Origin of the sequence: Peribacillus sp. FSL K6-1552 (assembly GCF_038005205.1) — a bacterium.
Classification (GTDB): Bacteria; Bacillota; Bacilli; order Bacillales; family DSM-1321; genus Peribacillus; species Peribacillus butanolivorans.
Genome location: NZ_JBBOST010000001.1, coordinates 1,265,157 through 1,284,727 on the forward strand (window position 1 = coordinate 1,265,157; position 19,571 = coordinate 1,284,727).

Consider the following 19,571-nt stretch of genomic DNA (forward strand, 5'->3'; position numbering starts at 1 on the left):
TGTTAAGAGTGTAGGATTGAACCGTACTACCGTGATAGGGTGAGTCCTTATTACATTCAGGCAAAAAGCTCAGATGAAAAGAAGGGCATTTCCTTAATTTTGAAAAAACGTGTGAAAATGTGAAATAGTTACGGGAATGTTCGGAGTGAAGGAAGAGTTGACAGTTTTATAAAAAGGAGCCACCTAAAGGAGGCTCCGGACACTAATTATTTATTCTTGTTTGGCTCGGTTTCATCATAAAAATCATGGGCTTCTTCAATGTTCTGAAGGTCAGCAGCTGCATAAACATTCCCGCCGGCCAGTCCTTCATTGATGTAACGGTCGATGTCTAAGAAAGCAGAGTTCTTGCCTTCATAATCGGTATCCTTCAAAAATGTGAATTCTTCTTTATCCAAAAGAAATCCCTCCTAACCTTTTTTTATAGTGTAGGCAAAAGAGGGCTTTTTATTCTGAGTAAGTCCTCATGAATGAAATGAGGAGTTTAGCACTAACTTATTCATATACATGATAGACCATTAAGTCATGTATGATGCTTTTGAGCTTAGCTTCGTCTGTTTCTGAAGGGGGATTGGCAGTCCATTCGATGGACCCGTCTTTATGGTATAAGGCTTGGACGACCTGCTTGTTAAAGTAAAAGGAAATTTTCCATCCTGGTAAATTTTTATGTAATGGTGTCCATTGAAAATGAGTAATCATATGTATAACCTCCATATAAGCTGTCTCTCATTTCATTATAATGGAAAACGGCAGATGGAGGTTATTTTCTTGTTCGATTTAATAATGTTAATTCAATAAACAGGTTTTTCAAATGCAAGAGTCGGCTTGCTTCAATTTCTTCTTCATCAAATTGCATGGGTTTAGAGTTTACTTCGTAAATGAAGAGTGATCCTGTTGAATCTTCGCCAATATCAATGGAGAATTCCCCGAGAAAGCCGAATTTCTTCGATAGAATCAGACCGCATTTTTGAGCAATGTACGCCAACTTCCGGTTTAAATTCCTCGATTGCAAGTTTTTGTAAGGGAAAAGTTTCCCGCCTCTTGGAGTATGGGTTGTGATTTCCTGGGTTTGTGACATCCGTACAGCCTTACCAGTAATTTTATAGAACCCATTTTCATAATGAACGAGAACTCGGTAATCATAACGATGTCCATTCAGTTTCTTTGGTATAACCGCTCGTTGGGCGAGATAGGCTCTTCTCATCAGTAGCATTTTTTTATGCTCCCAAAATGAGGAGAAATTTGGGAAGGATTCACTATGTTTTAGGCTATTAAACTGAAGAGTTTCATCAGGATTCTCGATTAGTGTGTAAATACCTTTCCCTTGGCTTCCTTTAGATGGTTTTAGGTAAATATGTCTGTGGGATTTTAAAAAGGCCCTCAGTCCATTGCAATCACTGAGGATAATTGTTGATGGAAGATGGTTGGTGAGAGAGCCATCTTCCATCAATGCTTCATACATCATATATTTATCTAAAAAACAAGGATTGAAAAGGTTCATACCATGATCTTGAAAGTAGTTGATAAGCTGTTGAAAATCCTCTGATGCCTCGAAGCCCCTTGAGGGAATTCGGTTATAAACTATATCGGGAAGCGGCATCTTAACCTCGATCCATTTGTTTGAAATGGAGGAAAAAAGGAAGCCTTTTACTGGGATGGAATGAAAGGTCTCAACCGTAAATACAAACACTAAAATCCCATGTTCCAACAAATATAGTGATAAATCCTGAAAAAGGGTCAAGTTTCCCCCTATTCCTGATTCCTTTTTGGGATTTAAAGAAGTTAAAATTCCGACGACGAGCATCCGGCTACCTGGAAAAATAGAAATAGGAATAAGTGTTTGATTATTTTGATTCTGTTTATAGTGTATTTCCTCTTTTTCCGCGCCGGCGAATAGTTGCATGCTTTCTTGGTCGTGGTACCAGCTTTCAGTTGGAATATCGTAAAAAATATTCATCTCTGCACACCGACAGCATTTGTAATGGTTTGTTCCGTAAGATAAATAGCATAATCAAGGCTGAGCTTTCTTGTTAGCAGCTCGAACTCTTTTAGTTTTGGATGGGAAAAGATTGAACGTCCTGGTTTAGAATTGGCTTCAAACATCCAAACTTGCCCTTTTTTATCTAATCCAAAATCAAAACCGATTTCTGCAATGATGCCATCTAAGTGCTCTTCAATACTTTCACTTAATATTAGGGCGGCTTCCGATAGCTTTCGTTCGACTTCTTTCGCCTCATCATCATCACCATATAGCTCGGCAATCGTCTTGATGACGCCTCCGCTTTTAATGTGGGTAGTAACGCTTCCAGCGCCGGCTATTTTTGCGGCGATAGCAGTTACCTGCCAAATTCCCTTGCTGTCCTTGTTCGTATGCACTCGGAAATCTACAGGTCGTTTAGAAGAACGAATTAATGGTATGCCCTGCTGCACAATGAGATTTTCAAGCGGTCGATTATGAAAGATGTGTTTAACAATAGATTCTAAAGTAGAAAACTTTTGCAATTTATTTTCCTGAGCTTCATTTTTATAACGACAATAGTAGACATTTTCATGTTTATCATAAAGAATTTGGTGAATTCCAAGCCCAAGGCTGCCATGAATAGGCTTTATATAAACTTGGCGGTAATGAGAAAGCAGGGTTTCTACGACGGACAGAGATTGAAAAGGATACGTTTCCGGTAAAAAAGGAAGTGCCCGCTCATCCGCACATAACCGTTCATTTATATCCCATTTATTAAAAAAACCTGGATTGTACCAAGGAATTGTATACTCTTTTTGGAATTTCTGTTTCACTTCCTTAGGGCCATCCCGGTTTTCCGTCAAACGGTTAGGGAGCCGGTCATAGATGACATTTGGAAAAGGAAATTCGTTAATATTCCAGTCATCGTTCTCATAGACATAGCCCTTGATTGTTTCTTTTTCCCAATTGATTACATTTTCACCGAAAACAAAAGGGATACAGCCTGTTGTTTGGCTCAGAGAAAGGAGTTTTGAAAAAAAATCTGAACGTTCCCCGAGCGGTTTGTTTGAAATGCCGGTAAAACCTGATGAAAATATCCCGACGACTGGCCCAATATGAATGCTCTTACCGTATATAAATAGATGAAGAGGCATATCGACTTGAGTAAATATTAAAGATTCCGCGAGACTTTCTGACAGGACGATTGTTTGCTTGATTGCAGGATTTTGTTTGACAATGGCAGGACATGAATGCTGGCCAAAATATATTAATTCAATCTCTGCCAAATCTCCAAGCTCTGATGGATAGAAGAGAACGTTGCCGGGAGTATCGGCAATCTCGGCAGGATAAGTCTTTCTCACTCTCTATTCACCTGCTTTCTGAAGATGATCGGCTAAAAATTGGCTATATTGGAACGGTGCGCGATGGATATCCTTCATCGATTCAGGTTGAAGTGTTTGGAGGATTTTCCTACCTGGTTTTGAGTTAATATCCATTATCCATATTTGCCCTTTTTTATCAATGCCTAGGTCGATTCCTAGCTCAAATAGCCTTTCGAAAACGGCTTCGGTTTCGGCAGGTAAGGTACGGAGGATATGCTGGATTTTTTGTTCGGCAGCAATTGGAATGGATTCAGGATTTTTTTTGATGAAAGCCTCGAGTGAAATAGCTTCCCCACCAGTGGCTAAATTGGAGGTGATTCCATCTTGTTGTCCCAGGCGTATGCCCCGGCCGCGTTCCAACCACTGATTTTTTTCGTTTTTTTGAAGTAAAATTCGTAAATCGAACGGTTCTTTTTTCTGGTTGCAAAGTTCTAAATAAGGCTGACAAAGGTAACTATATCGATTTAATAAATGCTGCAGCCATTTGTTCAGTTGAGATTTAGAGTCAAATTGACGGTCGTATTTGGTGCCCTTTTTTGTCATGGACACCAATGTGCCGCCTTCGGTCTTTGTGAGAAGATAGATTCCCGTACCACCTGCTCCAAACTCTGGTTTGATAATAATTTTATCCAGACGTTCCAAATGCCCGCTGATTTCTTCAGGTGTGGTAACTTGAACGGTTTCTGGAAAAAATGCCTCTAGCAGGGGATGTTTTTTTAAAATTTGATAAACTTCCCACTTTCCTGGAAGGCCAAGGCCAAGGAAACTTGAGTTAACTTTTAACCAATTGATTTTATCGCGTATTTCCGTCGACACACGGGATAAGCCGTGGAAACAGCGGTCATATACAAAATCAGGGAGCTCAAATGATTCAGAGCGCCATGTTTCCTTTTCGGCATCAAAACGTTCTCCTCGAACTTTCTTCACATCGATATCAATATTCTCGGGTGTGAATTTACATACATTCATATTAAATGATTTAGCTGCTTTTGCTATTTCAGTAAAATAATGATTTTCATGTGTATCTGACGTTGCCATTAATCCTATTAACACGTGCCAGCAACTCCTTTTATGGATGGTTTTCTCGGTCAAGAGTAAGCATAAATTCTACAATGGACTTTACTGATGGACGAAAGGTTTCATAGTTGCCCTGAAATTTTTTCGAAGGTTTCGAGTTCACTTCAATAATCCAAGGGTGTGTGTCAACATCAAGTGCTAAATCGATTCCGAGCTCCCCGAATAAATCATCATGATTTTCTGCCAAAGTATGGGCAGTTTTTTTAGCAAGTCTTATAAGCCTTTGGTGCAAACGTCCGGCTTCCTGAGGGTCAAATACTTCCTTTAAAAAGTCTGAGCCGTTTTTCATCATACCGCCCTGTGCAAGATTGGAAACGATATTACCTGGATCTCCTATCCGGGCAACCATGGAGGTAACTTTCCATTGAAACTGCTCGTTTTGATGAAGAAGGATTCGAAAATCAACTTTTCTCTGATCGATTTCAAACAAGGAAATCCCCTTTTGAAGGATGTAGGCTTGTTTTCTGCAGAATTTTTTCAAGGCGTTATACAACTTTTCATTCGTATCCGCAATATGCACATTTTGTATATGTCCGGTTTGCTCGATTTTCCATTCTCCATCTACTTGTGTTAACCTGCAAATATTCCTTCCTTGACTGCCGGAAGAAGGCTTTAAATAGATAACAGAATGGTTCTCTAAAAATGTAAAGAATTCTTCCTTCTCGTTAAAAAGTATGGTATCAGGCAGATTTGAAAGCAGTTCATATTCTAAGAGAAGAAGCTCATGTACATCGAACTTAGAAAGAAACCTTCCATTAAACATCGGGATTGAATATGATTTTAGTTCATTTGTAAACAGATCGAAGGTTGGCGATTCTTCCATTCTGCGCGAATGAATCCGATTATAAAACACATTAGGGATAGGTAGAGTAAGGGTTTGCCACCCATTTTGCCCTGGCCAATATCCTTCCACTACGCCTTCTTTTAAAGACTGTATTCCTACTAAAAAGAAGGAGAAGCCTTGTTGATGACAGTAGGATTTCATCTCCTGATAAAATTTTTCCATTTCCCCAAATGTCCCATCTTTCAAGGGAAGTTGGTTGATGAGTGCGGCAAAGAAGGGCCCTATATTTATTGATCTATCCTCCGCATGGAAGGTAACGGAAATTGGGTCTGAAAAAGCAGGCAGGGATAAAATTTGGTTTGTATCAAATGAAAGCTTTATTGTTGGCTGGGATGAAGGGAATGGTTGGACGAGTACAGGAACGGAACGGCATCCCGCCATAAGTGTAAGGGGTTCCCCATATTGAAGATCCCACGCCTCGAATAATTTTTCTTCGATGAACAGTAGTGCCTTCTTTCTAGTGATTGCAGGATTTACAGTAATGAAAATTTTTTGAAATTTAAGATTCATTATAATTCCCCGTTTGCACTAAGTTTGATATCCTTTTATAATTAAATGATGGGCAAAAGTGGATAACACATTCTATGTTTTTCCAATTAGAACGTGTCATTAAGCCTTTATTTCAAGCAACAAAAGGAGAAATCCTCATGGATGAGTTTTGGGTAAAAATACTGTTTATGGTTGTTGTAGGTGCTGTAATTGGAGGGTTCACTAATTTATTGGCTATCCGGATGCTGTTTAGACCTTATAAACCAATCTATATTTTCGGGAAACAGCTGCCGTTGACACCAGGTTTAATTCCTAAGCGGCAAGATGAGTTAGCCAGTCAGTTAGGTAAATTGGTCGTTGAACATTTAATCACACCTGAAAGCATTCAAAGTAAGGTTATCAATGATGCCTCTATACAGAATATGAAAATTTTCATTCAGGCAGAAGTAAAGAAAGCATTGTCCACGGAAAAAAGTACAGCTCAATTGCTTGATCAATTGGGAATGAAGAATTCTTCCTTCTCGTTAGAACAGCAATTGCAGACTTTAGTTCTTGGTAAATACGAAACATGGTTGGGCGAAAATAGCGGCAAGAGCTTACAGGACATCGTCCCATTGCACATTCAGCAAAAAGCAGTGAAGTCGATCCCGGATATTTCTCGATTCATCGTAACAAAAGGAAAAGAATATTTTAACAGTGCAGAAGGTAAGGGTCGCCTTGAAGACATGTTGGATGATTTTTTCAAGGAACGGGGTAAATTGATCAATTTAATTCAGATGTTTATCGGAAATGAAAAGTTAATTGATAAAATTCAGCCGGAAATCATTAAATTTTTTGAACAATCACGGACTATTGATATATTGTCGGTGATGATGGTAAAAGAGTGGGAAAACCTCGAGAAATGGGAAGTTATGAAAGTAGAAGGCTTGATAGGGAAAGAAACGATAAGACAGTTTATTACCGAAAAAACGACAGAAATGATACCAGTCGCTACTATCATGGAAAAACCAGTTCGTGAGTTGACTGCCAATTTCTCTGGTACGATTGTGGAAAAAGGGGTCCCAATTCTTGTGGAAAAAGGTGCCGACTATTTAATTAATCACTTTCAGTCGCTGTTCCAAAAGCTTCATTTGGATGATATTGTGGAAGAACAGGTGGCCTCATTTTCGGTTTCGCGACTTGAGGAAATGGTCGTTTCCATCACTAAGAAGGAATTGTCAATGATCACATACCTTGGAGCATTGCTTGGAGGAATCATCGGATTATTCCAAGGTTTTGCAACTGTTTTATTAGGATGACGTGTAATTAGCAAAGGGATTTGTTATAGTTGAAAAGGTGTAGGAATACAATGATAACTGGGAGGGGAAAACCATGAGTAACGTATATGATGCAGCGTATGAAATGGAAAAAGCAATTCGAGCAAGTAATGAATATGCCGACTTGCAACGCTTATATGAAATTGTCAATTCGGATGAAGCAACAAAAGGAATGTTTGAAAACTTTCGAAATCTGCAGATGTCTTTGCAACAAAAGCAAATGATGGGGCAGGAGATTGCTCCGGAAGAGGTAGAGCAAGCACAAAAAACAGTACAGCTTGTTCAACAAAACCCAACCATCTCACAATTGATGGAAGCAGAACAAAGGATGAGCATGGTCATTGCTGACCTTAATAAAATTATCATGAAGCCGCTTGAAGATTTATATGGTCTGCCTGAACAACAGTAGTAAGCTGTTGAAAACTCCCTGCCTTTATGGTAGGGAGTTTTTTTGTCTGAAAAGTTAGTGCCAAATCGAGTGTAAGGTGCTCTGAACTTCTATTTGTTCTACTCTTCAAATTTTAGTCATAAATTTGAAAGAGGATACTACAGATGGGGGAGATCAACATGGTATATCGTCTACTTGCGATTAATATTGACGGAACATTGCTCCAGTCGAATGGCCGTTTAAATAAATCAACTAAAGAAGCAATTGATTATGTGCACCAAAAAGGTGTCCATGTTGCGCTTGTGACGTCAAGAAACTATCACTCTGCAAAAAAAGCGGCCAAAGCCCTAAAAATAAATCCGATGATCGTTGCTCAGCAGGGAGCTTTTGTTGGAGCATCAATTGAGAAGCCTATATTGGTGAAAAGAATTTCAGAAGAATTGACTGTGGAACTCGTTCAAATGCTTGAAAAAACTACCTGCCAAATTCTACTCATTCATGAAAAATACTCGCTTGGCAATCGAGTCAACCTTCCAGAGAATTTGCTCGGTAAAACAGTTATGTATTTGAATGATCAAAATATATATGCTCAAAATTATGTGGATGATATCAGTGAAGAGCTAATTGACAAGCCAATGGCTCCGACAAAAATAGATATCATTTTTTCGGAGCAAAGTGACCAAACAGATATGCTAAAACTGATAAAGGATATGTTCCCGGAGGTTGATGTTATCTTACATCCAGGATACAAGCTGACGGTTGTTCCAAAGGGTGTATCAAAGTGGAGCGGTGTATTATATTTAGCAGATCATTTAAAGGTAAAAAGAAGTGAAATTGTCTCGATTGGAGACGGGTTAGATGATATGGAGATGATAGCTGGATCTGGTCTGGGTGTTGCCATGGGCAACGCAGATCAGGAAGTTAAGAAAGTCGCGAAATGGGTGACCCGGTCTAATGATGAACACGGAGTTGCCTATATGTTAAGAGAATTTTTCCGTAAACAACATCCGATTGAGTTTTTGCAGAAGATGAATATGCTTAAATGAATAAGGAGACTCCTTCGATCACGAAGGAGTCCTATTTAGTTATGTCGCTGGCAATGTGATTTTATATAATAATTCTAAGCATCTTTCCATAAACTAAAGAAAATCTGTAAAGGAAAGGAAGAATTCAATGGGTATTATCAATGCGAAAGAAGTACAAGTAGGTGACGAGGTATTTGTAATTTATAATAATCCCCATGTTCCTACTGTTTCGAATGTTAGGGCAGCAGAAATTGTCCCTCATCCAAAAGATCCTAATGCAGTTGCTTTGTTTCTGAACGATACATTTCATACAATTGAAGATGATGATGCTTTATTTTCTTCAGAAGCCGCTGCTGAAAAAGCCTATAACGATTATATGGACAACCAGATGATGTAAAGTTGAAGTGGGGGTCTTTGATTATCATATTTTAATGAGTATTAATGAAAAAAGCCTCACGCTTTGAAAAGCGGGGGCTATTATTTTTGGGCTGCATTAATCACTCGTAACATCGCGTGAATTTGGCCCATATGGTACGTTTCGTGGAAAAGTGCAAGATTGACCATTTCGCTATAAGTTGTAAAACCTTTGAATGGTTTCTCCAGTTTTTCATTCAAGCGTTCTTCAGGAATGGCCAGAAGGCGATCAAGCTGTTCTTTAAATTGCTGAATTAAAACACCAAATGATGGAACAGCGTCTGTCCAGTCAGCCGGACTTGTACCTTGTGCAAAGAAATTAACATAATTGTCTGGCAAGTTCCCTGCTCGCGGATGATCAAGCAAGAATTTTTCTGTTACGAACAACGTATGGCCAAGATGCCAGTGAATGGTGTTGTTGAATCCTATTGGCTGAATGCTTGCCAGTTCAGGAGTAACACAATCAATAGCTCGTTCGAAAAATTTCCCTCTAATTAGTGAGAATCGTTTCTGTAATGGATTCATGTTAGTTCCCCCTTTTTTAGCTCCTGTGAATGATATGTAATTATATAAAAACGTCCTTCGAATTATATCAAGGTTGTTCCTTGTTAAGTAAATCGAGATTTATTTAACAAGGAATTTCTGCCACTCCGGTTTTTTATCTAAAAATCGGAATGGCAGCTTGTGGTTTATTAGTTAGGATTGGATGAGAAGTTTCATCGCATGAATTTGTCCAATGTGACTTGCCTCGTGTAGGACTACGAAGTTAATAAACTCTCCTACTGTTTCCATTTCTCTGAAAGGTTGTGCTACTTTTTCGTTCAAGCTTTCTTCCGGAATTTCAAGAAGCCGGCCAAGTTGTTCTTGTAACTGCTGCTTTAAAACTTCAACAGAAGGGATATCGGCTGTCCAGTCAGCTGGTTTTGAACCGTATCCAAATAGTTGTCCGTAATTAGCAGGCAAGTTGCTGTTATTTGGGGAGTCCAATAAAAATTTTTCCGCTGCGGATAGGACATGTCCAAGATGCCAATGGATTGTATTATTGAACCCTTTCGGCTGGACATCCATAAGCTCTGGACTTAATCCCTCGATTTCTTTTAGTAAATTTTCGCGCATAACTTTAAGTTGATTTTTCACATAACTCATTTTTTGTTCCCCTCTCACTGCTTTTTTAGCAAAATAGTTCCTCATGAAATTATATCAAGGTTGTTTGGGTATTATCAAATTTTAGGTAAGCACTTTCAAAACGAGAGGTGTATATTAATTTTCTGATAATTTCATTTTTACACTTGAAATTATCAGAAAATTTAATATAATTAGATATATGTTATGTTATATAACGTAATTACGTTAGGTAATGACTAAAATTGTGTGTTGTATCTTTAATAGACTCTTATTATAAGGTGTTTTATGGTTTTGATTGGCAGAAGGAGAGAGGGCATGCGCTTAACAGCTAGGGAGCAAGAAAAATTAATGGTCGTAGTGGCAGCAGATTTGGCAAGAAGACGAAAAAATCGCGGCTTGAAATTGAACTATCCGGAATCGATTGCCTTGATCACATATGAAATTGTGGAAGGGGCACGCGATGGTAAGTCTGTCGCAGAACTGATGCAGTTTGGAAAGACAATTCTTTCAAGTGAAGATGTGATGGAAGGAATCCCGGAGATTATTCACGATATTCAAGTGGAAGCGACTTTTCCTGATGGTACAAAGCTTGTGACGGTTCATAATCCGATTCAGTAAGGAGTTTTAAGCCATGATACCTGGAGAATATATTTTGAAAAAAGGACCGATTGTATGTAATGTAGGGAAGCCTTTGACAGTCATCTCCGTGACCAATAGGGGAGACCGGCCGATTCAAATTGGCTCACATTTTCACTTTTACGAAGTGAATCTTGGGTTGGAATTTTCTAGGGAAGATGCTTTTGGGAAAAGGCTAAACATTCCTGCCGGCACAGCGGTCCGTTTTGAGCCGGGAGATGCCAAAGAAATAGAACTGGTGCCATTTAGCGGCAAGAGGGAAGTTTATGGATTAAGCAATCAAACTAATGGTCCGCTCGATGGGAATTGGGAAATATGAGTCATGAAATGTCACGTAAGCAATATGCAGACATGTTTGGTCCGACAACTGGCGATTTAATTAGATTGGCAGATACAGAGCTTTTCATAGAAATAGAAAAGGATTTTACAAAATACGGAGATGAAGTGAAATTCGGCGGAGGTAAGGTGATTCGTGATGGTATGGGTCAACATCCTACTGCTTCAAGAGACGAGGTCATGGATCTCGTTTTCACCAATGCAATCATCGTCGATTATACCGGAATTTATAAAGCAGATATCGGCGTGAAGGATGGAAATATTGCAGCTATAGGCAAGGCTGGCAACCCGCTATTGATGGATGGAGTGACTATGGTGATTGGGGCTGCAACTGAAATAATTGCAGCTGAAGGAAAGATAATAACAGCCGGAGGCATTGATGCTCACATCCACTTCATTGCGCCGCAGCAAATTGAGACTGCACTATCAAGCGGAATTACCACGATGATTGGCGGCGGGACCGGACCGGCAACGGGATCGAACGCCACGACATGTACGCCAGGAGCCTGGAATATACATAAAATGCTTGAGGCTGCAGATCATTTCCCTATGAATCTTGGGTTTTTAGGGAAAGGTAATTCCTCGGCCAAAGAACCTCTAGCTGAACAAATAGAAGCTGGTGCGATTGGGCTGAAATTGCATGAAGATTGGGGAACGACGGCCGCTGCAATCGATACAAGTTTAACGGTGGCGGATGAATACGATGTTCAGGTAGCGATTCATTCTGACACGCTTAATGAAGGAGGTTTTGTTGAGGATACGATTAAAGCGATCGGGGGCCGTGTGATCCATACATATCATACTGAAGGTGCAGGTGGCGGGCATGCTCCTGATATCATCAAGGCGGCAAGCTACTCCAATATTCTTCCATCCTCGACTAATCCTACCCGGCCTTACACAATCAATACTCTAGAAGAGCATTTGGACATGCTTATGGTCTGCCATCATTTGGATCCATCCGTACCGGAAGATATCGCTTTTGCTGATTCCCGAATAAGGAAAGAGACGATAGCCGCTGAAGACATTCTGCATGACCTGGGCGTTTTTAGTATGATTAGCTCGGATTCTCAAGCAATGGGACGTGTAGGCGAGGTCGTATTACGGACATGGCAGACAGCCGATAAGATGAAAAAGCAAAGGGGTAAAATGATAGAGGAAGCAGGGGAGGGAGACAATTTCCGTGTGAAGCGTTATGTCGCCAAGTATACGATAAACCCTGCCATTACCCATGGAATCTCTGATGTCGTCGGTTCGGTAGAAGAAGGGAAATTCGCCGACTTGGTGCTCTGGGATCCAGCCTTTTTTGGAGTGAAACCAGATATGATATTAAAAGGCGGCATGATTGCCCACAGTATTATGGGTGACCCGAATGCCTCGATTCCAACGCCTCAACCTGTGTTATACCGTCCGATGTTTGCGAGTTTTGGCCAGGCTGTAGCAAGTACGTCCATTACGTTCCTATCAAAGGCGTCCTATGAAGCAGGAATTCACAAAGACCTGGGTCTGAAAAAAATAATGAAGACTGTCTCGAATATTCGTAATCTTACAAAAAAAGAAATGAAGTTAAATGGGGAAACCCCCGTCATAGAGGTTGATCCGCAAACGTATGAAGTGACGGTGGACGGTGATTTAATTACGTGTGAGCCGGCAGAAGTCCTGCCGATGGCACAACGATACTTTTTATTCTGAGATGATACCATGATTCTGGAAAAGGTATTAGGAAATATAGAGTTTATTGAAAAAAACACGAAACATATGGAAAGGGTTTACCTAGAAAGTGATGCATTAAGAAAACAAATTCTACGAGTGAAAACGGATCAAGGGAACGAAATTGGGATTCGTCTTAAGGAAAACAAAGAATTAATGGATGGAGACATCCTTTATATGGATGAAAAGAATATGATTGTGATTCAGACGATTGATGATGATATTTTGGCGATAGTGCCTACATCAATTGGCCAGATGGGTGGAAAAGGACATGTTTATTTAAGAGAGGTTCAGTAATGCTTGTATAGAAGCCCTTGTCAGTTTTTGAGCTATCACTGAAGCTTTGAAATAAAGTTTGATCAAAGATACCTCGTAAACCCGTATTTTACGATAATAAAAAGAATCCATTTTGAAAAAAGATTGATCAAAATGGATTCTTCTCCAGCAAATTTAAGTTTGATTTTTATAAAAAAGTTTGATCATTTTCTACCTATGTGTTCAACAATTGCGCCCTTTAATGGAATAACATAGAGAATTTTATAGACAACATAGGATAATAATCACTTTGTTCAAAAATTACTTTCTTGAAGTTTAAATATGTGTCGGCAATAGGATTGGAGAAATGAGCAACCAAATAATCATATCTTTCTAAATCAAGAAATAATGATTTATTGAAATGATAGTATTAGGTCATCAGAATTTTTTTAGTTCTTTTTTATCCATTTATCATTCGTACACGGTCACAATTACTCCATCCATATTGTTGCCTGAAATCTCATAATAGAGATTCTCTGGTACTTTAATTGGACTGCTATGAGAAATGGAGTAATAAGAAACAGTATATTTTTTCTCATTAACACTAGCAGAAATGTTCTTTTCTTCTTTTAGATAATCCAAATATTCTTCCAAAGCTAAATTCTTATCCTTCATAATCGCGCTGTGAGGCAAGCCAACATAGCGGATATGCCACGGTTCATATTGAATTCCTGTGACATCAGTTTTATCCTTTGGATAGCGTAAAATAAAGCCGTATTTCCAAGCATTTTCTTCTATCCACTTTCCTTCTGGTGCTTCACTCATCTTCATTTGAGTAGATCCTACATCAAGCGATAAACCCAAATTGTGTTCGCTATAGCCTGCTGGCAAGGAATAGTCAGAGCCCATTTCTTGGTAAAGTACACTTTGCTCATCAAATTCTCGAAAGCCACTACTAATTGAAAAATGACGAACTCCTTCTTTTTCAGCAGCAGTTGTCATCTCTGAAAATTTACGTGCGACATCCTCTGACAATCTAATATCACTATCAAGTAACTCGTATCCCTTTATCAATTCTTTATGCGTAAATAAATTTACGACATCTGATTTTATACTCTCTTGGTGAACAGGATAATCCTTGTTGACCAAGAGTAGATTTCCTTGATAGATCTGATCTTTTGCAATCTCCTTGTTTTGGATACGTTCAGAACTTCCTAGATAATTTATATTATCTTGATGATTTTGAACAATTTTTTGAAACTCTACTTTATCTTGAAACAACGGTGTTATATTAGCGATAGCAAATCCCAAACACAATATTAAAAACAATAAAAATCCCCACTTCTTCATTTTCAGTTTCCTCCTTGATCTTACTTGCTTATAGAATAGGAGAAACTATTTAAAAAAAGAGTAGGGTAAATATTAAATTTTTCTTAAATCATTTACTTGGGTATTAAATTTGATTATTTGGTACACTGTCCTGTGGTAAACGAACCTCAAATATCGTACGTATTAAACTACTTTCTGCAGTAATCGTTCCATTATGTTGCTCCACAATATTCTTCGCAATGAACAAGCCAAGACCTGTGCTATCTTCTTGTTGAGTTCGTGCTTTGTCACCGGTATAAAACATATCAAAAAGATGCGGTAGTTCATTCGGTGGAATACTATCTCCATAATTCACAATCTGAACAACCACTTCTCCTGAATCAATAAAGCCGTTAATGTCTACAAACTGGCCATCGTATCCATAACGATTGGCATTGGTCAGAAGATTTTCAAACACACGTGCTAACAACTCTCCGTCACCAATAATAGGTAAATAGGGAGTACTATTCATTCGAGCTATCAAATCATTTTTCTCGAAGATAGGATACAATTCTTCCTTTAATTGAATCAGTAGGTCACTTAAATTAATTTGCTTTTTTTCAACTGGCAGCATGCCATAGTTCATTCTAGTTATTTCGAATAATTCATCAATAAGTTTTTCTAAACGCTGAGATTTAGTAAAGGCAATTGTTAAAAAATGTCTGACTTGTTCTTTAGTCAGATTCTCATCCTTAAGGATTAAATCAATGTAACCTAAAACAGAGGTGAGCGGAGTACGCAAATCATGAGCTAAATTTACTACTAACTGATCTTTACTGCTTTCCGAAAAATCTCCTCTTTCTATGGCTTGTTCCAATTTTTCACTTGCCAGATTAATATCTTGCGCAATATTTCTAAATTCATCATTTGATATGATTTGAACTCGATGTTTAAAGTCACCACGAGCGAGATAATGAATTCCTTCTGAAATCTCATTGAAATAGGTAGAGTAGGGCTTAGTAAGGACAAAGAAAAAAAAGATTGAAAGTGGGATAAATAGTAGTAAAAAGAAATTAATGTCTCCAATATTGTTTATAAATAAGCGAAAACGAGCCAATGGATCCTCATAACGAACCATCGTGTGATAATAAAATTGAAGTCCTTTAAAGATTAGATAAGTTATGATGCCAGAAAAAAACATACTTAATCCGAATAACACTATCATTTTTGAGCGAAAACTTCGAACGATTTTAACCATTGAACGTATACCCGACACCCCACACAGTTTTAATCCATTTATTTTTCCGTTTATCTTCTTTAAGTTTTTTCCGTAAAGTACGAATATGGACCATAACGGTATTACCACCTTCAAAATAGGCTTCGCCCCACACCTGCTGAAAAATATTTTCCACACTATAAACTTTCTTTGGATGACTGGCTAGTAAATACAAAATCTCAAACTCTTTAGGCGTCAGCTCAATGTTCTCATCATATAGAATAACTGTACGTTGATCAGGAGAAATAACTAATCCACCAATTTCCAAGATCAATTTATTATCTGTTTTGGGTTGATTCAATTTCATATAGCGCCGCAACTGAGCATTTACACGAGCAACCAATTCAATGGGGGTGAATGGTTTAGTCATATAGTCATCTGCTCCAATCACTAGTCCATGTACCTTATCGAAATCAGAAGTTTTGGCACTCAAGAAAATGATAGGTAAATTATGTTGTCCTCGAATGTGACGGGTTACTTCGTATCCATCCATTTTTGGCATCATAATATCTAAAATTAGCAAATCAATCGATTGAGTCTGGATAGCATGAATGGCTTCTAGTCCATCAGATACTTTAATGACATGGTATCCTTCTTTTTCTAAATGGATGGCAATCAGATCAGCAATCTCCTCCTCATCATCAGCTATTAAAATCGAAATACGTTTCATCTACTCCACTCCTAATTTCTAATTTCTGGGGGATGGTATCATCACCACTCATTGACCAATCAATAAATTGTTTAACTTTTTTAATTGGCATCCCAGTATTCTTTAAGCATAAGATCATTTCTAAATATTTCAGTGCTTCATCGTCAAAAACTCGATCTCCCTTCTCAGTTCTTTTGAGCAAGGGTAACAGTCCTCGATTATCATAGTAACGTAATTGAGAAACATTGTTAGATGATTCATTTTTGCGACTTGTCCAATTTTATAGTTCATATGATTTTTTATCTTTTTACCAAGGATACAACCTAAACCTAAGTTGAGGTCAAGGGTTTTTAAGGTTTTTTTTTGAAATATAATTATCCAATTCAAAATATCTTCGCTTTTTCCCATCATTAAGTCATTTCCTATTTAGATATCAACGTTTTTATCGTACCATTTTCAAGATAATTTATGCCACCAGCTAGGAAAATTAAGTAATTAGTTTAAATTAATGATGTATTAATAACAAAGACTTCCACGGTCATACACTTACGCTATTGGTGTTTGGTGTCATCCTGATCCTTTTGAAAGAAATCTCGGAAGCATGGGCAATGTCATTAGAATTTCTTGTGGGAATCATGTTGGTATATTTAGGAATAACGACGATTTTTTCTTGGGAGAAAATGCATCAACATGATCATTCAGGTAGAGCTACCTATTTGAAATCGATGTTTGTTGGGATTGTCCACGAACTTGCCGGAAGTGCAGCCATGGTTCTTCTTACGATGAGTACGATAGATTCATTATGGCAGGGTGCCATTTACATTATTATATTTGGAGTTGGTACATGTGTGGGCATGCTTCTATTTACAACGATTTTAAGCATCCCCTTTGTCACAAGTACTTCTTCTATAAAAGTGAACCACTCACTCATTCGGTTGACAGGCGTGGTCAGCACGGTATTCGGGATCTATTATATGTACAACCTGGGCGTAAATGATGAGTTATTTACGGTTTGGTTTGGGTGAACAACGTCTATTATTTACATGGGATATTAGAGTCAGAAACTCTCAAGGTAAAAGCTTGGGAGTTCTTTGCTTTAAGAAAAGATGGTTCTGCACTCTTTTGTCGCCATTTAAATACACATTCCTATTACTCTTCTGGTAGACTAGTATAATGAAAATATTGGATATTAGTCTATTCATGTAAGGGGGATGACAATTAATGAAATGGAGACTATTTTTACTTGCACTTTTCATAGTATCTTTAGCGTTAACTGTAGGATGTTCAAATAAACAAGAACATATTTCGATTCAAAAGCGTGAGGGTAAAATCTACAAATTTGAAGCTTATAAAGAAAGTATAGAAATTGAAAAGACTATAAAAACAAAAGAAATATTAAAAAATATTAACTGGGAAAATTCCAAAATGGAGAAAGATCGTCCTAAAGCGGATTATATCTTTTATTTTAATGATGAAAAGAATGAGGATAAAATAGTCGTTTACTATGTTTGGGTTATTTCTGGTGAAAATATATTGAAATTGACGAAAGGTAAACATAGCAAGTATGTACAATTAAATAAAGCGGATTCTGAAATTGTATTAAACTTGATACAATAAAAGAACACTTGGAATAAGATCTTTTTTGGTAAGATTAGGGGGGGCAATTATGAAAAATAATCAACCAGTATTAAAGTTACCAAAAACGGTTTATGAAAAACTAATTGATATCTTTTCACTTATTATAATAGTGCTCAACCTGATTTATTTGATTAATGAGTGGAGTACTTTACCTGATCAGGTTCCGATTCATTTTAATGCTAAAGGAGAAGCAGATGGTTGGGGAGGGAGAGCTGTAATTTGGTTTCTTCCGATCGTAAGTATTTCCTTATGGTCAATATTGACGACTTTAGAGAGAGTGCCGTATATCTTTAATTTCCCGGTAAAAGTAACGGAACAAAATGCGGAGAGTCTATACAAAAATGCTCGGTTGATGAGTGTGATTTTGAAGGCGGAAATTATTGTTTTTTTACTTTATACCAGCTGGAAATCTGTTCAAGTTTCTGTAGGTAGGGAAGTTGGGCTTGGTATTTTAGAATTGCCTATTTTCCTAGTTGTCCTTTTGGGCTCGATCGCTTTCTTTAGGGTGCGCTCATTTCTGAAAGTAAAATAAACCGAACTTCATTATAGCAAGTTCGGTTTAAATCTATCTTGATTATGAGCAGTTTTCTTTCTCTAAGCAAGTTCAGTTTTCTTATTCGTTGTTCGCAACAGAGGCATGGTGCAGCAACGGAAAGAGCCTCCGGACTTGATGATCTCGCTTATATCGACTTCAATGACGCTATATCCGCGTTCACGAAGCTTGTGATTTACTTTTTTATTGCATGGAAGACTAAACACTTTTCTTTTTCCAATAGAGAGCACGTTTGTTCCTAATGTGAATTGCTCCTCTTTAGTCACTTCAATTATGTCATAACGTGATTCTAATAAGGCTAACTCTTTTTTTGTAAGGGCTTCTGGGAAGATAAGGGCCTCCGTTGGTGAGATAACATTGAATACACAGTCCAAGTGAAGGAATTTTTCAATGAAAGGAATTGGGATGATATCGTATTCTGATAATAAGGTTTGAAGATTCTTGATTGATTTTTTATCTGTTCTATCACTGACCCCGATATAAATGGTCTTTCCATCAATTATGACATCCCCGCCCTCTATTCTATTCCTACATAAGTTGGAGAATGGGACATCATTTTTTTCGAGCCAGGTTTTCAAAATAAGTTCTTCACCTTGCCGGATATCTGTAGCCATCTCTGCGACGTACACGGTATTGCCAAGAGTGAATCCGATATCTCTCGTAAAGACTTGTTCTGGATATGCAGATTGGGGTGGTAGATTTATGACTTCAATTCCTTCATGTTCAAGCGACTTTACAAAATTGGTATGCTGCTCCATAGCAAGTACACGATCAATGTTCTCATCTTTAAACTCTTTTTGTGTTTCGTTGATAATCTCACGAATCTCCATATATTTTGGTTCACATACAATTACCCGTAAAAGCTTTGAATATTCGCTCGCGCAGTAAGCCTCTAGTTCTTCGTTTATCTTGTTTACCATAGATGAGCTCCCTCTAAATATCATTGTATCTTTACTATTACCTCTTTTTTCTGGAAAGAAACATAAAAAAAATGTCATTTTTTAATATGGTCTTTTGTATTAATCATTGTTGATTTCAACTTTTGTGGAAGCTTTCTTCATACAGACAAATCTAAAAAAAATTTACATAAAGATTTACAATCTATTTTTAAAGTCCGTTTGTATGCAGTTTAAAAATTAATAATTCCGGAAAATAAAATTTTACATTTTTGTAAATGTAATTGAATAATAAAAAAT

Annotated in this window: 22 protein-coding genes and 2 pseudogenes; 11 read left to right on the forward strand and 13 right to left on the reverse strand. The window is 37.8% G+C overall.

Features of this window, described 5'->3' with window-relative positions; translation table 11 throughout:
* Positions 1 to 206: 206 nt before the first annotated feature.
* The 6 genes from NST21_RS06095 to NST21_RS06120 all read right to left on the reverse strand — a co-directional run bounded on the left by NST21_RS06095 (position 207) and on the right by NST21_RS06120 (position 5,770).
* On the reverse strand, positions 207 to 395 hold the full coding sequence (locus NST21_RS06095) for a hypothetical protein (RefSeq protein WP_340888281.1): 189 nt from the start codon (positions 393 to 395) through the stop codon (positions 207 to 209).
* Between the two features lie 97 nt (positions 396 to 492).
* Positions 493 to 696 (reverse strand): YheE family protein, encoded by a 204-nt coding sequence (locus NST21_RS06100; protein WP_340888283.1) that lies wholly within the window; start codon positions 694 to 696, stop codon positions 493 to 495.
* A 61-nt stretch (positions 697 to 757) separates the two neighbouring features.
* Positions 758 to 1,954, reverse strand: a complete 1,197-nt coding sequence (locus tag NST21_RS06105) for a YheC/YheD family endospore coat-associated protein (RefSeq protein ID WP_340888284.1) — start codon at positions 1,952 to 1,954, stop codon at positions 758 to 760.
* On the reverse strand, positions 1,951 to 3,318 hold the full coding sequence (locus NST21_RS06110; protein ID WP_056527940.1) for a YheC/YheD family endospore coat-associated protein: 1,368 nt from the start codon (positions 3,316 to 3,318) through the stop codon (positions 1,951 to 1,953). The genes NST21_RS06105 and NST21_RS06110 overlap by 4 nt, the downstream gene beginning before the upstream one ends.
* A 3-nt stretch (positions 3,319 to 3,321) precedes the next feature.
* Complete coding sequence (locus NST21_RS06115; RefSeq protein WP_340888287.1) at positions 3,322 to 4,392, reverse strand: YheC/YheD family endospore coat-associated protein; 1,071 nt, start codon at positions 4,390 to 4,392, stop codon at positions 3,322 to 3,324.
* 16 nt (positions 4,393 to 4,408) lie between these two features.
* The gene (locus NST21_RS06120) at positions 4,409 to 5,770 is read right to left on the reverse strand and encodes a YheC/YheD family endospore coat-associated protein (RefSeq protein WP_340888288.1); all 1,362 of its coding nucleotides are present in this window, start codon (positions 5,768 to 5,770) and stop codon (positions 4,409 to 4,411) included.
* Between the two features lie 137 nt (positions 5,771 to 5,907).
* Here NST21_RS06120 and NST21_RS06125 point away from each other — a divergent pair, with 137 nt between their 5' ends.
* The 4 genes from NST21_RS06125 to NST21_RS06140 all read left to right on the forward strand — a co-directional run bounded on the left by NST21_RS06125 (position 5,908) and on the right by NST21_RS06140 (position 8,875).
* Positions 5,908 to 7,047 (forward strand): DUF445 domain-containing protein, encoded by a 1,140-nt coding sequence (locus NST21_RS06125; RefSeq protein ID WP_340888289.1) that lies wholly within the window; start codon positions 5,908 to 5,910, stop codon positions 7,045 to 7,047.
* Between the two features lie 73 nt (positions 7,048 to 7,120).
* A complete protein-coding gene (locus tag NST21_RS06130) occupies positions 7,121 to 7,474 on the forward strand; it encodes a YlbF family regulator (protein WP_340888291.1) in 354 nt (117 codons plus the stop codon).
* Positions 7,475 to 7,632: 158 nt separating this feature from the next.
* A complete protein-coding gene (locus NST21_RS06135; RefSeq protein ID WP_053347983.1) occupies positions 7,633 to 8,499 on the forward strand; it encodes a Cof-type HAD-IIB family hydrolase in 867 nt (288 codons plus the stop codon).
* Positions 8,500 to 8,626: 127 nt separating this feature from the next.
* Positions 8,627 to 8,875, forward strand: a complete 249-nt coding sequence (locus NST21_RS06140; protein WP_053344899.1) for a transcriptional regulator SplA domain-containing protein — start codon at positions 8,627 to 8,629, stop codon at positions 8,873 to 8,875.
* Between the two features lie 80 nt (positions 8,876 to 8,955).
* On the opposite strand, the gene NST21_RS06145 is transcribed toward NST21_RS06140, so the two are convergent.
* Positions 8,956 to 9,417: a DinB family protein gene (locus NST21_RS06145; protein WP_340888294.1), complete on the reverse strand. Its 462-nt coding sequence runs from the start codon at positions 9,415 to 9,417 to the stop codon at positions 8,956 to 8,958.
* Between the two features lie 171 nt (positions 9,418 to 9,588).
* Positions 9,589 to 10,038 carry a DinB family protein gene (locus tag NST21_RS06150; RefSeq protein WP_340888296.1) on the reverse strand — a complete coding sequence of 150 codons (450 nt, stop codon included), beginning with the start codon at positions 10,036 to 10,038 and terminating at the stop codon, positions 9,589 to 9,591.
* Positions 10,039 to 10,332: 294 nt separating this feature from the next.
* Between NST21_RS06150 and NST21_RS06155 the strand changes: the two genes are divergently transcribed.
* Genes NST21_RS06155 through NST21_RS06170 form a run of 4 tightly spaced genes read left to right on the forward strand, consistent with a single transcriptional unit; the run spans position 10,333 to position 12,993 of the window.
* The gene (locus NST21_RS06155; RefSeq protein ID WP_201182009.1) at positions 10,333 to 10,635 is read left to right on the forward strand and encodes an urease subunit gamma; all 303 of its coding nucleotides are present in this window, start codon (positions 10,333 to 10,335) and stop codon (positions 10,633 to 10,635) included.
* 13 nt (positions 10,636 to 10,648) lie between these two features.
* Positions 10,649 to 10,972, forward strand: coding sequence for an urease subunit beta (locus NST21_RS06160; RefSeq protein WP_057219534.1), 324 nt, complete (start codon positions 10,649 to 10,651; stop codon positions 10,970 to 10,972).
* A complete protein-coding gene (gene ureC / locus NST21_RS06165) occupies positions 10,969 to 12,678 on the forward strand; it encodes an urease subunit alpha (RefSeq protein WP_340888299.1) in 1,710 nt (569 codons plus the stop codon). Before NST21_RS06160 ends, ureC begins: the two co-directional genes overlap by 4 nt.
* Positions 12,679 to 12,687: 9 nt before the next feature.
* Positions 12,688 to 12,993, forward strand: coding sequence for a hypothetical protein (locus NST21_RS06170; protein WP_340888300.1), 306 nt, complete (start codon positions 12,688 to 12,690; stop codon positions 12,991 to 12,993).
* 429 nt (positions 12,994 to 13,422) lie between these two features.
* On the opposite strand, the gene vanY is transcribed toward NST21_RS06170, so the two are convergent.
* From vanY to NST21_RS06190, 4 genes and pseudogenes are all read right to left on the reverse strand, one after another.
* Entirely contained in the window at positions 13,423 to 14,301 is an 879-nt protein-coding gene (gene vanY / locus NST21_RS06175; RefSeq protein WP_340888301.1) for a VanY-A/VanY-F/VanY-M family D-Ala-D-Ala carboxypeptidase, read from the reverse strand.
* Between the two features lie 103 nt (positions 14,302 to 14,404).
* Entirely contained in the window at positions 14,405 to 15,517 is a 1,113-nt protein-coding gene (locus tag NST21_RS06180) for a sensor histidine kinase (RefSeq protein ID WP_340888303.1), read from the reverse strand.
* Positions 15,510 to 16,205 (reverse strand): vancomycin resistance response regulator transcription factor, VanR-F/VanR-M family, encoded by a 696-nt coding sequence (gene vanR / locus NST21_RS06185; protein WP_340888304.1) that lies wholly within the window; start codon positions 16,203 to 16,205, stop codon positions 15,510 to 15,512. Before vanR ends, NST21_RS06180 begins: the two co-directional genes overlap by 8 nt.
* A gap of 13 nt (positions 16,206 to 16,218) precedes the next feature.
* A pseudogene (locus tag NST21_RS06190) lies at positions 16,219 to 16,475 on the reverse strand (MerR family transcriptional regulator); the annotation flags it as partial.
* A gap of 245 nt (positions 16,476 to 16,720) precedes the next feature.
* Between NST21_RS06190 and NST21_RS06195 the strand changes: the two are divergent.
* From NST21_RS06195 to NST21_RS06205, 3 genes and pseudogenes are all read left to right on the forward strand, one after another.
* Positions 16,721 to 17,209, forward strand: a pseudogene (locus tag NST21_RS06195) (urease accessory protein UreH); the annotation flags it as partial.
* Positions 17,210 to 17,405: 196 nt separating this feature from the next.
* A complete protein-coding gene (locus NST21_RS06200) occupies positions 17,406 to 17,801 on the forward strand; it encodes a hypothetical protein (RefSeq protein ID WP_056527973.1) in 396 nt (131 codons plus the stop codon).
* A gap of 49 nt (positions 17,802 to 17,850) precedes the next feature.
* Positions 17,851 to 18,354, forward strand: coding sequence for a DUF1648 domain-containing protein (locus NST21_RS06205; protein ID WP_340888305.1), 504 nt, complete (start codon positions 17,851 to 17,853; stop codon positions 18,352 to 18,354).
* 62 nt (positions 18,355 to 18,416) lie between these two features.
* On the opposite strand, the gene NST21_RS06210 is transcribed toward NST21_RS06205, so the two are convergent.
* The gene (locus NST21_RS06210; RefSeq protein WP_340888307.1) at positions 18,417 to 19,295 is read right to left on the reverse strand and encodes a dimethylarginine dimethylaminohydrolase family protein; all 879 of its coding nucleotides are present in this window, start codon (positions 19,293 to 19,295) and stop codon (positions 18,417 to 18,419) included.
* Between the last annotated feature and the right edge of the window lie 276 nt (positions 19,296 to 19,571).